We start from the raw sequence: 13,092 nt of genomic DNA, 5'->3' as shown, positions 1-13,092 counted from the left end.
CCTTGCCCATTCCCCACTCCCGATTCCCCATTCCCGCGCACCGGAAGGTGCGCCGATGAACGCCTCCCTGCGCATCCTCGCCTGGCTGCTGGCGCTGGCCCTGGTCGCGCTGCCGATCGTGGCCGTGCTCAACGGCTGGGTCGGGGCCGAGCGCTGGCCGCTGAGCCGGTTGCAGGTGAGCGGCGACTTCAAGCGCGTGTCTGCCGAGCAGTTGCGCCAGGTGGTGCTGCCGTATGCGCGGCGCGGCTTCTTCGCGGTGCGCCTGCAGGATGCGCAGGACGCGATCGAGCGCCTGCCGTGGGTCGAGAGCGCGCGCGTGCGCAAGCGCTGGCCGGACGTGCTGGAAGTGCGCGTCGTCGAGCACCGCCCGTTCGCGCGCTGGGGCGAAGACCGCATGCTGTCCGAGCAGGGCCGCATCTTCGCCCTGCCCAACGAACTGCGCGACGTGGCCCTGCCGCACCTGGCCGGCCCCGACGCCAAGGCCGCCGACGTGGTCGCGCTGTACAACGCCTCGCGCGCGCTGTTCGCCCCGGTCGGCCTGCCGGTGCAGGGCGTGGCCCTGGACGCGCGCGGCAGCTGGTCGCTGGCGCTGGGCAACGGTGTGCAGGTGGTGGTCGGCCGCGACGACGCGCGCGCCCGCCTGGAGCGCTTCGCCCGGGTGCTGCCGCAACTGCTGCAGCCGGGCCAGCCGCCGCTGGCGCGCGCCGATCTTCGCTACACCAACGGATTCACCGTGGCATGGGTACCCGAGAGCAAAGAGCCGAGTAAGGAGCCGGGCAAGGAGAAGAAGCCTGCGGCGCCGGCCCAGCCCGCGCGGCACGCGGCACTGGCCGACCCTCCATCCCATCGCGAGAGCCCGCTCTTCTCCCTTCCCCATTCCCGATTCTCTATTCCCGGCTCCAAGACATGAACCGCAAAGGCGACAAATCCCTCATCGTTGGACTGGACATCGGCACCTCCAAGGTCGTCGCGCTGGTCGGCGAATACTCGCCCGGCAACCCGATCGAGGTGATCGGCATCGGTTCGCATGAGTCGCGCGGCCTCAAGCGCGGCGTGGTCGTGGACATCGAATCCACCGTGCAGTCGATCCAGCGCGCGATCGAGGAAGCCGAACTGATGGCCGGCTGCGAGATCCGCTCGGTGTATGCGTCGATCTCCGGCAACCACGTGCAGTGCAAGAACTCGCCGGGCATCGTGCCGATCCGCGACGGCGAGGTGACCTGGAACGACCTGGACCGCGTGCTGGAAGCGGCCAAGGCGGTGGCGATTCCGGCCGACCAGCGCATCCTCCACGCGATCCCGCGCGAGTACGTGCTGGACGATTCGCAGGAAGGCATCCGCAACCCGGTCGGCATGACCGGCGTGCGCCTGGAGGTGCACGCGCACCTGGTGGTGTGCGCGCAGTCGGCCGCGGCCAACATCAGCAAGTGCGTGCAGCGCTGCGGCCTGCAGGTGGACGACCTGATCCTGTCCTCGCTGGCGTCCTCGGTGGCGGTGCTGACCGCCGACGAGCGCGAGCTGGGCGTGGTGCTGGTGGACATGGGCGCCGGCACCACCGACCTGGCGGTGTTCGTACAGGGCGCGATCTGCCACACCGCCTCGCTGCCGATCGCCGGCGACCACGTCACCAACGACATCGCGCACATGCTGCGCACGCCGACCCCGGAAGCCGAGCAGATCAAGGTGCGCTACGCCTGCGCGCTGGCGCAGCTGGCCACCGCGGAAGAAAGCATCCAGGTGCCCAGCGTCGGCGACCGTCCGCCGCGGCGCATGCCGCGCCATTCGCTGGCGCAGGCGGTGCAGGGGCGCTACGAGGAGATCTTCGAGATGGTGCAGGCCGAATTGCGCCGCTCCGGCTTCGAGGAACTGGTGCGCGCCGGCATGGTGCTCACCGGCGGCGCCTCGAAGATGGAAGGCGTGGTCGAACTGGCCGAGGAAATGGTGCAGATGCCGGTACGCGTGGGCATTCCCCAGCACGTCACCGGCCTGGGCGAAGTCGTCGGCAACCCGGTCCACGCCACCGGCGTGGGCCTGCTGCTGATGGGCAGCCAGATCGAACACCCGCGCCGCCCGTCGCTGCCGACCGGCCGCGCCGGTAGCTTGTTCAAGAAATTGAAGAACTGGTATCGCGGCGAGTTTTGACGGCCGGGAATGGTGAATCGGGAATTGGGAATGGGTAAGAGCAAAAGCAAAGGCGGTGCTGCGGTGAGATCGGTGGAGAGCGGTGAGAGAAGGTAGGTAGGCGTGGTTTTTTTGCAATTCCGCTGAGGAAAAGGTCCCGGGCTGGAGACGCGCTGTTGCGATTCCCCACTCCCGATTCCCCATTCCCAGCTTCCAAACAACAACACTCGCCGAAATGCGGGTGTCGGGACAGCGAACGGAGCGATCCGATTCCCCATTCCCGATTCCCCATTCCCGGCTCAAAGAGGAAACGGACATGGCGCATTTCGAACTGATTGAAAAGATGGCACCCAATGCAGTGATCAAGGTGGTCGGCGTGGGCGGCGGCGGCGGCAACGCGGTCGCGCACATGGTCAGCAGCAGCGTGGACGGCGTGGAGTTCATCACCGCCAACACCGACTCGCAGGCGATCAAGAACTGCGGCGCCAAGCTGCAGCTGCAGCTCGGCACCAACGTCACCAAGGGCCTGGGCGCGGGCGCGAACCCGGAAGTCGGCCGCCAGGCCGCGCTGGAAGACCGCGAGCGCATCATGGACGCGCTGCAGGGCGCGGACATGGTGTTCATCACCGCCGGCATGGGCGGCGGCACCGGTACCGGCGCCGCGCCGGTGGTGGCGCAGCTGGCCAAGGAAATGGGCATCCTGACCGTGGCCGTGGTCACCAAGCCGTTCCCGTTCGAAGGCCGCCGCCGCATGCAGGTGGCGCTGAAGGGCATCGAGGAACTGAGCCAGCACTGCGACTCGCTGATCACCATTCCGAATGAAAAGCTGATCACCGTGCTCGGCCGCAACGCCACCATGATCCAGGCGTTCCGCGCCGCCAACGACGTGCTGCAGGGCGCGGTGCAGGGCATCGCCGACCTGATCGTGCGTCCGGGCCTGATCAACGTCGACTTCGCCGACGTGCGCACCGTGATGTCGGAAATGGGCCTGGCGATGATGGGCACCGGTTCGGCCCGCGGCGACGACCGCGCGCAGGCCGCCGCCGAAGCGGCGATCCAGAACCCGCTGCTGGACGACGTCAACCTGGCCGGCGCCAACGGCATCCTGGTCAACATCACCGCCGGCCCGGACTTCACCATGGCCGAGTTCGACGAGATCGGCCGCACCATCGAAGGCTTCTCTTCCGAGGACGCCACCGTGGTGGTCGGCACCGTGCTGGATCCGGACATGCAGGACGAAGTGCGCGTGACCGTGGTCGCCACCGGCCTGAACCGTGCGGTGTCGCGCCAGTCGCAGCGTCCGGAGCAGCGTGCGCCGATCAAGCTGGTGCGCAACGCCACCACCGGCCAGCCGGAGTTCGGCGACTTCGAGCACGGCGGCGATGCCGTGTCCAAGGCGGTCGGCGGTGCGATGGGCCTGGGCCTGCGCCGTCCGAGCGGCGACGGCATGGGCGCAGCGCCGTCCGCACCGGCGCCGGCCGCGGCCGACCTGCCGAGCGACTACCTGGACATCCCGGCGTTCCTGCGCCGCCAGGCCGACTGAGGTCTGCGTCATCGGCCGGCGCGCGCGCCGGCCCGCAACACCGCCGTCCAGGAGCGCCTCCCTGGCCGGCGCGCCGTGTCCCTTGCTGCCGGGTCCCCGCGACCCGGCAGGTTTTTGCGACCGCGACGCCGGCACGGGCCAGTGTTGCAAGCATGGGATGCTGTGACCGCTTTGTTAAAATTTAGCTAAACGCGTGATATTCTCGTTGTCTGTTCAGTTCCCGTGCGAACAGACGTTCCCAGACTGTCTGCCATGACCCAGCAACGCACCCTCAAGAACACGATCCGCGCCACCGGCGTGGGCTTGCACAGCGGCGACAAGGTCTACATGACCCTGCGCCCCGCACCGGCCGACCACGGCATCGTGTTCCGACGCGTGGACCTGGATCCGGCGGTGGACGTGCCTGCCGATGCCGAGCTGGTCACCGAGACCACGCTGTGCACCGGCCTGAGCCGCGGCCAGGCCAAGATCCAGACGGTGGAGCACCTGATGTCGGCGATGGCCGGCCTCGGCGTGGACAACGCCATCGTCGAACTGTCCTCGGCCGAACTGCCGATCATGGACGGCTCGTCCGGTCCGTTCGTGTTCCTGCTGCAGTCGGCGGGCATCGTCGAGCAGGACAAGGCCAAGCGCTTCATCCGCATCAAGCGCGAGGTCGAAGTGCGCGACGGCGACAAGATCGCCCGTTTCGTGCCGTACGACGGCGGCTACAAGCTCGGTTTCACCATCGAGTTCGACCACCCGATGATCCCGGCCAAGCAGTCGCGCCAGGAGATCGAGTTCTCGACGATGGCCTACATCAAGGAAATCTCCCGCGCGCGCACCTTCGGCTTCATGCGCGACCTGGAGTACATGCGCGAGCGCAATCTCGGCCTGGGCGGTTCGATGGACAACGCCATCGTGCTCGACGAGTTCCGCGTGCTCAACGACGACGGCCTGCGCTACGCCGACGAGTTCGTGCGCCACAAGATCCTCGACGCGATCGGCGACCTGTACCTGGCCGGCGGTGCCATCCTCGGCGCCTACGAGGGCTACAAGTCCGGCCACGCACTGAACAACAAGCTGGTCCGCGCCCTGCTCGCCGAACAGGCGGCGTGGGAATGGGTCAGCTTCGAATCCGCCGCGCAGCAGGCGCCGGTGGCCTACGGGGCGGCGGCTTACGCCTGAACCCGTTCAACCCGGTGACGGCCGGGTGGGGATCACGGAATCGGCAATCGACCGTTTCTTCTTCTCCCCTTAACGCCGATTTAACGAATCGGTAACGACCTGATGCCCGACGCCCGCTAGGATGCGTCGGTCGCGGCGTGCGTGTCTACGTACGTCGACGGCCACGGTCGGAGCCCGTGGTCGCATCAGGCGTCGCGGAGACGACGTCCTGCAGGGAAGCCAAGGCCTCGCGCAAACCCTTGTGCGTGGCCGCAGAAACCGGAGCCGGCGTGCTTCTTGCCTGCTGCATTGGGGAATGCGCGGGTGCAGTCGCAGTCTTGACGGTCACTTTGGTGGCTTTCAGCCCGAGGGAACGGGCCGCAGCAAGGATGTCGGCCTCGGCCAGCCTGACCCGGGCGTGCCAGACCGGAGACTCAACGAGAAAAACGAGCTGTTCGCCGTTCACGTTGGCCAACCGGCACCGGGAGGCCAGGTTCGGCGGCAGATGGGGGCGTAACTGCCGGTCCAGCGCGTCGAGCCACAGGGCGCGGCGCAACGGGTCGCCCGCCTTGTCCGCCAGTGCGGCGTCCAGTGCCGGCTGCGGCGTGGCGGTATGGCCTTCGCCGGACTTTCGCTTAGACATGAAAACTCATATGACGTTCAAGAAGATCGTAATCCGTTCCAGTGAAAAGGGGGTCAAGACGTTACCGTGGCGATTGCGCGATTTCGCCGATCGCCGCCCCCTCGCCGCGCTCGGTTCCGTGCTCGGCCTCGGCATGGTACTCGGCATCGGCGTCAGCGCTGCAGCCGGGTGGGGTGGTTCGGCGCAACTGCGCGCCAAGCTCGAGCGGCAGGACCAGGAACTGGCGCAGGTGCGCCGCGACGCGCAGACCCAGGTCAACGCCCTGGCGGCGCGGCTGGGCGAACTGCAGGCGCAGGCGACCCGGCTCAACGCGCTCGGCGATCGCCTGACCCGCATGGGCAAGCTGCAGGACGGCGAGTTCGATTTCGACCAGCCGGTCGGCGTCGGTGGCGGCGACGACGAGCCCAGCCACGACATGCCCGCGCAGCAGCTCGGCAAGGAACTGGACGGGCTGCAGCAGCAGTTCGCCACCTCCGGCCAGCAGTTGTCGGTGCTCGAATCGCTGCTGTTCGACCACCAGTTGGACCAGAACGCGGTGCCTTCGCGGATGCCGATCCGCAACAGCTACATCACCTCGGCCTTCGGCGGCCGCGCCGATCCGTTCGGCCGCGGCACCGGAAACCACAAGGGCATCGACTTCCACGCCAACGTCGGCGACCCGGTGCTGGCGGTGGCCGACGGCGTGGTCAGCTACTCCGGCGTGCGCGGCGGCTACGGCAACGTGGTCGAGGTCGACCACGGCAATGGCTATGTCACCCGCTACGCGCACAATTCGCGGCTGTCGGTGAAGGTCGGCGACCTGGTGCGGGTCGGCCAGGAAGTGGCCAAGGCCGGCTCCACCGGTCGTTCCACCGGCGCCCACGTGCACTTCGAGGTGTGGAAGGACGGGGTGGTGGTGAACCCGGCCAAGTTCCTCGGTGAGGGCGCCATTCCGGTGGGCCGCCGCGGCCGCGGCTGAGCCCCGCGGGGGCTGGCGTGCCGGCGCTTGAATCGCCGGGCGCCGCCCCAAGCTACAATGTGCTTTGCCATCGACAGGGCGCCTCGCGCCCTGTTTCGTTTGCGGCCCGTCGATTCCCTGGGGGATCGGGCCGTCGAGGCGTTCCTTTCCAACCGGTTCCTTCAATGATCAACAGTCTGCTTACTCGCGTTTTCGGTAGCCGCAACGAGCGCCAACTGCGCCAGCTCCACCGTATCGTCGCCAAGATCAATGCGCTGGAGCCGGAGATGGAGCAGCTCTCCGACGCGCAGCTGCAGGCCAAGACCCCGGAACTGCGCGGGCGCATCGCCGGCGGCGAGACCCTGGACAAGGTGCTGCCGGAAGCGTTCGCGGTGTGCCGCGAGGCCAGCCGCCGCGTGCTGGGCATGCGCCACTACGACGTGCAGTTGATCGGCGGCATGGTCCTGCACCTGGGCAAGATCGCGGAAATGCGCACCGGCGAGGGCAAGACCCTGGTCGCGACGCTGCCGGTGTACCTCAACGCGCTGGAAGACAAGGGCGTGCACGTGGTCACCGTCAACGACTACCTGGCACGCCGCGACGCCGCGCAGATGGGCAAGCTGTACAACTGGCTGGGCCTGAGCGTGGGCGTGGTGTACCCGGGCATGCCGCACAGCGACAAGCATGCCGCCTACGCCGCCGACATCACCTACGGCACCAACAACGAATTCGGCTTCGACTACCTGCGCGACAACATGGCGCTGTCCAAGGCCGACCGCTTCCAGCGCGGGCTCAACTACGCCATCGTCGACGAGGTCGACTCGATCCTGATCGACGAAGCGCGCACCCCGCTGATCATCTCCGGCCCGGCCGACGAGTCGCCGGAGCTGTACATCCGCGTCAACCGCATCGTGCCGCAACTGGTCAAGCAGGAGTCGGAAGAGGGCGAGGGCGACTTCTGGGTCGACGAGAAGGGCAAGCAGGTGCACCTGTCCGAAGCGGGCATGGAGCACGCCGAAGAGCTGCTGCGCGCCGCCGGCATCCTCACCGACGAGGAAGACCGCCTGTACGGCGCGCAGAACCTGAGCGTGGTCCACCACCTCAACGCGGCGCTGCGCGCGCACGCGATCTACCAGCGCGACGTCGACTACATCGTGCGCGACGGCGAGGTGGTGATCGTCGACGAGTTCACCGGCCGCACCCTGCCGGGCCGGCGCTGGTCCGACGGCCTGCACCAGGCGGTGGAGGCGAAGGAAGGCGTGCCGGTGCAGCGCGAGAACCAGACGCTGGCCAGCATCACCTTCCAGAACCTGTTCCGCATGTACAAGAAGCTGTCCGGCATGACCGGTACGGCCGATACCGAAGCCTACGAGTTCCAGAGCATCTACGGCCTGGAAGTGGTGGTGATCCCGACCAACCGCCCGACCATCCGCAAGGACTGGCCGGATCAGGTGTTCCTCAACCGCCAGGGCAAGTTCAACGCGGTGCTGGCCGACATCGAGGACTGCGCCAAGCGCGGCCAGCCGGTGCTGGTCGGCACCACCTCGATCGAGACCTCGGAGATGCTGTCCGAGCACCTGCGCAAGGCCGGCGTGAAGCACGAAGTGCTCAACGCCAAGCAGCACGAGCGCGAAGCGCAGATCGTCGCCAACGCCGGCCAGCCGGGCGCGGTGACCATCGCCACCAACATGGCCGGCCGCGGTACCGACATCGTGCTCGGCGGCTCGCTGGAAGCCGAACTGCATGCGCTGGGCGAGGAGCCGGACGAGGCCACGCGCGCGCGCCTGAAGGCGGCCTGGCAGGAGCGCCACGACGCGGTCAAGGCCGCCGGCGGCCTGCACATCATCGGCACCGAGCGCCACGAGTCGCGGCGTATCGACAACCAGCTGCGCGGCCGTTCCGGCCGCCAGGGCGACCCGGGTTCCTCGCGCTTCTACCTGTCGCTGGAAGACAACCTGATGCGCATCTTCGCCTCGGACTGGGTGCAGAAGGCGATGCGCATGATGGGCATGAAGGAAGACGACGTCATCGAGGACAAGCTGGTCAGCCGGCAGATCGAGAAGGCGCAGCGCAAGGTCGAGGCGCACAACTTCGACATCCGCAAGAACCTGCTCGACTTCGACGACGTCAACAACGACCAGCGCAAGGTGATCTACGCCCAGCGCGACGAACTGCTCGACGCCGAGTCGGTGAAGGAGAACGTCGACGGCATCCGCGACGACGTGATCTACGACATCGTCTCGCGCTTCGTGCCGCCGAACTCGGTGGACGACCAGTGGGACCTGCCGGGCCTGGAAGCCACGCTGGCCAGCGAGCTGGGCCTGTCGCTGTCGATCGGCGACCTGGTCAAGCGCCACGAGGAACTGGACGCGGACGGCATCGTCGAGAAGGTGCGCGAGGAAGTGGACCGCCATTTCCGCGAGAAGGAATCGGCGATCGGCAGCGAGACCATGCGCGCGCTGGAGAAGCACGTGATGCTGACCGTGCTCGACCAGAGCTGGAAGGAGCACCTGGCGCGCATGGACTACCTGCGCCAGGGCATCCACCTGCGCGGCTACGCGCAGAAGCAGCCCAAGCAGGAATACAAGAAGGAAGCCTTCGAGCTGTTCTCGGAGATGCTGGAGCACGCCAAGCGCGAAGTGGTGACCCTGCTGGCGCGGGTGCGCATCCGCAGCGAGGAGGAAGTGGCGGCACTGGAGGCGCAGGAGCGCCAGCAGATGGAGGCGCAACTGCGCCAGGCGCAGTTCCAGCACCAGGACGCAGGCGGCTACGGCGCCGACGAGGAAGCCGAGCAGGTGCAACGCGGCGAAGCGGGAGCGCCGACCGTGGCGCAGGTGACCCGCGAAGCGCCGAAGGTCGGCCGCAACGATCCGTGCCCCTGCGGCAGCGGCAAGAAGTACAAGCACTGCCACGGCCAGCTGAGCTGAGCCTGGCCTGGCCGCACGGTGGCGCATGCGCGCCGCCGCTGCGGGCCGGCCCCCTTCAGGGGTGAAGACGCGGCTCCGTTGCTCCCGCAGATGCGCGGGACGGCGGCCATCAGCCGCTCAGTTGCCCAGTTCGGCCAGGCGCGCCGCCAGCCTGCGTTGGATCAGCGGCGCATGATCGATCAGCCCAAGCAGGCCGTTGCGGACCGTGCGCGTCACCGGCGCGGTGGCGGTGGCCGCGCGGGTCATCGCGTCGGTCATGCGCACCACGCCGCGGGCGATGCGGCGGCGGCGGGTCGCCCAGGCGTCCAGGCCCTGGTCGTCGTGCTGGTGTAGCGCCTGCTGCAGCGCTGTCGCCAGGGCGACCGCGTCCTGGATGCCGGTGTTCATGCCCTGGCCACCGGCGGGGCTGTGCACGTGCGCCGCATCGCCGCACAGCAGGACCCGCCCCCGGCGCATCTGCGCGGCCACCCGGTGCTGCAGATGGAAGTCCGAACGCCACAGCAGTGTGTCGACGCGCGCGCGCCCACTGCGCGGTCCGCGCGCATCGAGCAAGGCCTGCACCTGCGCCAGCGTCGGCGGCCCGATTGCGTCCGTCACCGTGGCCACGATCCGGTGGCGATCGCCCGCGGTACCGTCGGGTTCCGGTAACGGCGCCACCACCATCAGGCCCTGCGGCGAGAAGAACAGGCTGACTTCGTCGCGCGGCAGCGGCCAGGCCATGCGCACATCGGCTAACACGAACGTTTCCGCGTAGTCACCGCCCTCGAACGCGATCCCGGCGCCCTGCCGCACCGCGCTGTGCGCCCCGTCGCAACCGACGATCCAGCGCGCATGCACCTGCCGCCGGCGCTGCTGCGGCAGTTCCAGGTCGGCGCTGATGCCGTCTGCTGACTCTGCGAACGAGAGCAGGCGCGCGGGCCGCCACACCGTGGCCGAGTCCGGCTCCAGGGCGTCGGCGAGGATCGCTTCGGTCGCGTTCTGCGGGCACATCAGCGCATAGCGGTGCGCCGAGGGCAGGTCGTCGAAGCCGATCTGCAGCAGCACCCGGTCGCCGTCGCGCACGCGGAAGATGGTGGTGCGTACGCCCGCCGCGAGCAGGCGCGGCACCACGCCCAGCGGTTCCAGCACCTCCAGGGTGCGCGCATGGATCACCGCCGCGCGCGAGGTGTTCAGCCCGGCCGGATGCCGGTCGACCAGCAGCGAGGCGATCCCGAGCCGGTCCAGCGCCAGGCGCAGCGCCAGTCCGCTGGGGCCGGCACCCACGATCAGGACCTCCGTCGATCGCGTGTCGCAGTTCGCGTTCATCGCATCTTCCCGGGTAAGCGTGTGTTTACATCCTGCTCCGTTTCCGGGGTGGAGTAAACTTCTGTTTACAAGGGCCGCACCTGTGCCCTGCACAGACGCATCCGTGACCCGTTCGCAGGCAACCAAGGACCGCATTCTCGAATCGGCGCGCGCGCTGTTCGCGTTGCACGGCTACGACGGCACCACGGTGCGCCAGATCGCCGCGCAGGCGCAGGCCAATGTCGCGCTGGTGATCCGCTACTACGGCAGCAAGGAGCAGTTGTTCCTGGCCGCGGTGGAGTTCGACCTGCGCCTGCCGGATCTGCGCGACCTCCCGGCCGGGGACGTGGGCGAGCGCCTGGCGGTGCATTTCTTCGCGGTCTGGGAGGACGCACCGTCGGGCCATCAGCTGGTGGCCTTGCTGCGCGCGGCGGTGAGCCACGCCGATGCGAAGGCGCGGATCACGGAGATCTTCGAGAGGCAGCTGCGCACCGCGGTACGGCGTTACCTCGGGCCGGGCGCGGCAGCGGAGACGCGCGCCGCGCTGATCGCCTCGCAGATGCTGGGCTTCGCCCTGGTGCGCTATGTGCTGGAATTTCCAGCCAGGGGCCTGACCCGGCCGCGCGCAGTGCGGGTGTTGGGAGAGACGCTGCAGCGCTATCTGACGCAGCCTCTGTAAGGGCTGGGCGCGTTTGCCAAGCCCGGCCGTACGATGGTGGTCGCGCGCGGGTGGCCGGATGGCGTGGGCATGGACAGAGCGTCGCGCGCGCGCTCTTGCTGGCGTATGCGCCGTCGCGACGTGGCATGCTCGGTCATGGATCGCTCGAACACCTTGGAGAAATCACCTTGGATGCCTCTCCCAGCCGGGAACTGAAGGTCTTCGTGCCGGCGCAGGATTTCGCGCTGTCGGCGCAGTTCTATGCGGAGGTAGGCTTCGCGCCCGAGCCGCTCGGCGACGGCCTGATCTGCTTCCGCCATGGCGACCGTTGCGCGTTCCTGCTGCAGGATTTCTACCACGCGGGCCTGGCGCACAACCTCGTGCTGCACCTGTGGGTGGAGGACGCCGATGCGTGGTGGCGGCGGCTGCAGGCGGCCGACGTGGCTGGCCGCTACGGCGCGCGCCTGGGCGAGCCCGAGGACCGGCCCTGGGGCATGCGCGATTTCACCTTGCACGATCCCGGCGGCGTGCTGTGGCGGATCGGCCACGGCCTGGATGCCTGAGCGGTGCGCGCTGGATGTCCGCAGCCTGGCGGGCCAGTCTGCGCATGATCTTGCCTTGGCGTGGCAGCCCGGCCCGCAGCGCACGCCGACGCGCAGCGCTGGGTTTCCGGATTGCATTGGCGCCGCTTACATGCCGATCGCCGCCGATGTGAACCCGGTTGATTGCGTTGGCGCTGCCTGAAACGGCAAGCTTGCGCCATGTCCGAACCGCTCAGATCCATTCATGTCGTCGCCGGCGTCATCACCGATGCGCGCGGCCGTATCCTGCTGACCCGCCGTACCGAGGGTCGCGACCTGGCCGGCCTGTGGGAATTCCCCGGCGGCAAGCGCGAGCCCGGCGAGACCTCGGAGCAGGCGCTGGTGCGCGAACTGCAGGAGGAACTGGGCATCGATGCGGTGGTCGGCGAGTGGCTGATGGAAGTGCCGCAGCGCTATCCGGACAAGCGCCTGCGCCTGGAAGTGCGCCAGGTATCGGCGTGGAAGGGCACGCCGCGCGGCCGCGAAGGCCAGGCGCTGACCTGGGTGAGCGCCGACAAGCTGGGCCGCTACGCGATGCCCCCGGCCGACCAGCCGGTGGTGGCGATGCTGCGCCAGCCCGCCTGCTACCTGGTGACGCCGGAGCCTGCTGAGCCGGGTCCCTGGTTGGCGGCGCTGCAGCGCGCGCTGGACGCTGGCGTGCGCCGCGTGCAGTTGCGCGCGCGTGGCGTGCCGGCCGAGCAGTGGCTGCCGCTGGCGCGGGCCGCGGCAGCGCTGTGCACGACGCGTGGCGCGCAGGTGCTGGTCAACCGCGACGTGGCGCTGGCGCAGGATCTGGGCGTAGGCGTGCATCTGGGCGCGGAGCAGCTGCCGCAGTGGCAGGCGCGTCCGCTGCCGGCCGGACAGCCCGTGGCGGCGTCCTGCCACACGCTCGAAGAGTTGCAGATGGCGCAGCACCTCGGTTGCGATTTCGCGGTGGTCGGGCCGCTGGCGGCCACCGCCAGCCATCCTGGCGCCGCCCCGCTGGGCTGGGAGGCGTTCGAACACCTGCGCGAGCAGGTCGCCCTGCCGATCTACCCGATCGGCGGCCTGCTGCCGAGCCAGGTGGCCGAAGCGCGCCGCCACGGCGGCCAGGGCATCGCCGCGATCCGCGGCCTGTGGCCGCTGGCGGCCGATGTGGCGTGAGTGCGGCGACAGCAACCGCTTCCCGTAGGAGCGGCTTCAGCCGCGACCGTGCAGCCACCGAGACGGCCCGATCGCGGCTGAAGCCGCTCCTACAGATGATGCGGTGCGC

The 13,092-nt window shown here is 68.9% G+C and carries 11 protein-coding genes; 9 read left to right on the top strand and 2 right to left on the bottom strand.

Going from position 1 to position 13,092, the window contains the following annotated elements:
- Positions 1-55: 55 nt before the first annotated feature.
- The 4 genes from J7357_RS13735 to lpxC all read left to right on the top strand — a co-directional run bounded on the left by J7357_RS13735 (position 56) and on the right by lpxC (position 4,831).
- The gene (locus J7357_RS13735) at positions 56-910 is read left to right on the top strand and encodes a cell division protein FtsQ/DivIB (RefSeq protein ID WP_209247256.1); all 855 of its coding nucleotides are present in this window, start codon (positions 56-58) and stop codon (positions 908-910) included.
- Positions 907-2,142 carry a cell division protein FtsA gene (gene ftsA / locus J7357_RS13730; RefSeq protein WP_010340121.1) on the top strand — a complete coding sequence of 412 codons (1,236 nt, stop codon included), beginning with the start codon at positions 907-909 and terminating at the stop codon, positions 2,140-2,142. Before J7357_RS13735 ends, ftsA begins: the two co-directional genes overlap by 4 nt.
- 295 nt (positions 2,143-2,437) lie before the next feature.
- A complete protein-coding gene (ftsZ, locus tag J7357_RS13725) occupies positions 2,438-3,664 on the top strand; it encodes a cell division protein FtsZ (protein WP_017909650.1) in 1,227 nt (408 codons plus the stop codon).
- A gap of 252 nt (positions 3,665-3,916) precedes the next feature.
- On the top strand, positions 3,917-4,831 hold the full coding sequence (gene lpxC / locus J7357_RS13720; protein WP_209247254.1) for a UDP-3-O-acyl-N-acetylglucosamine deacetylase: 915 nt from the start codon (positions 3,917-3,919) through the stop codon (positions 4,829-4,831).
- A 145-nt stretch (positions 4,832-4,976) separates the two neighbouring features.
- On the opposite strand, the gene J7357_RS13715 is transcribed toward lpxC, so the two are convergent.
- Positions 4,977-5,453 (bottom strand): DUF721 domain-containing protein, encoded by a 477-nt coding sequence (locus J7357_RS13715; RefSeq protein ID WP_010340118.1) that lies wholly within the window; start codon positions 5,451-5,453, stop codon positions 4,977-4,979.
- Between the two features lie 10 nt (positions 5,454-5,463).
- Between J7357_RS13715 and J7357_RS13710 the strand changes: the two genes are divergently transcribed.
- Positions 5,464-6,411: a M23 family metallopeptidase gene (locus tag J7357_RS13710; RefSeq protein WP_209247252.1), complete on the top strand. Its 948-nt coding sequence runs from the start codon at positions 5,464-5,466 to the stop codon at positions 6,409-6,411.
- A gap of 164 nt (positions 6,412-6,575) precedes the next feature.
- Positions 6,576-9,317 carry a preprotein translocase subunit SecA gene (gene secA / locus J7357_RS13705; protein ID WP_209247250.1) on the top strand — a complete coding sequence of 914 codons (2,742 nt, stop codon included), beginning with the start codon at positions 6,576-6,578 and terminating at the stop codon, positions 9,315-9,317.
- 117 nt (positions 9,318-9,434) lie between these two features.
- Here secA and J7357_RS13700 read toward each other — a convergent pair whose 3' ends face one another.
- Positions 9,435-10,622 (bottom strand): FAD-dependent monooxygenase, encoded by a 1,188-nt coding sequence (locus J7357_RS13700; RefSeq protein WP_209247248.1) that lies wholly within the window; start codon positions 10,620-10,622, stop codon positions 9,435-9,437.
- A 103-nt stretch (positions 10,623-10,725) separates the two neighbouring features.
- Between J7357_RS13700 and J7357_RS13695 the strand changes: the two genes are divergently transcribed.
- The 3 genes from J7357_RS13695 (at position 10,726) to J7357_RS13685 (ending at position 12,983) form a co-directional block, all read left to right on the top strand.
- Positions 10,726-11,280, top strand: coding sequence for a TetR family transcriptional regulator (locus tag J7357_RS13695; RefSeq protein WP_209247246.1), 555 nt, complete (start codon positions 10,726-10,728; stop codon positions 11,278-11,280).
- Positions 11,281-11,447: 167 nt separating this feature from the next.
- A complete protein-coding gene (locus J7357_RS13690; RefSeq protein ID WP_209247244.1) occupies positions 11,448-11,822 on the top strand; it encodes a VOC family protein in 375 nt (124 codons plus the stop codon).
- Positions 11,823-12,020: 198 nt separating this feature from the next.
- On the top strand, positions 12,021-12,983 hold the full coding sequence (locus J7357_RS13685) for a Nudix family hydrolase (protein ID WP_209247242.1): 963 nt from the start codon (positions 12,021-12,023) through the stop codon (positions 12,981-12,983).
- Positions 12,984-13,092: the final 109 nt, after the last annotated feature.

This window comes from Xanthomonas sp. D-109 (genome assembly GCF_017746095.1).
Taxonomy (GTDB): domain Bacteria; phylum Pseudomonadota; class Gammaproteobacteria; order Xanthomonadales; family Xanthomonadaceae; genus Xanthomonas_A; species Xanthomonas_A sacchari.
The sequence above is the reverse complement of the archived record's forward strand: the minus strand, read 5'-3'. Positions and strand labels throughout refer to the sequence as shown.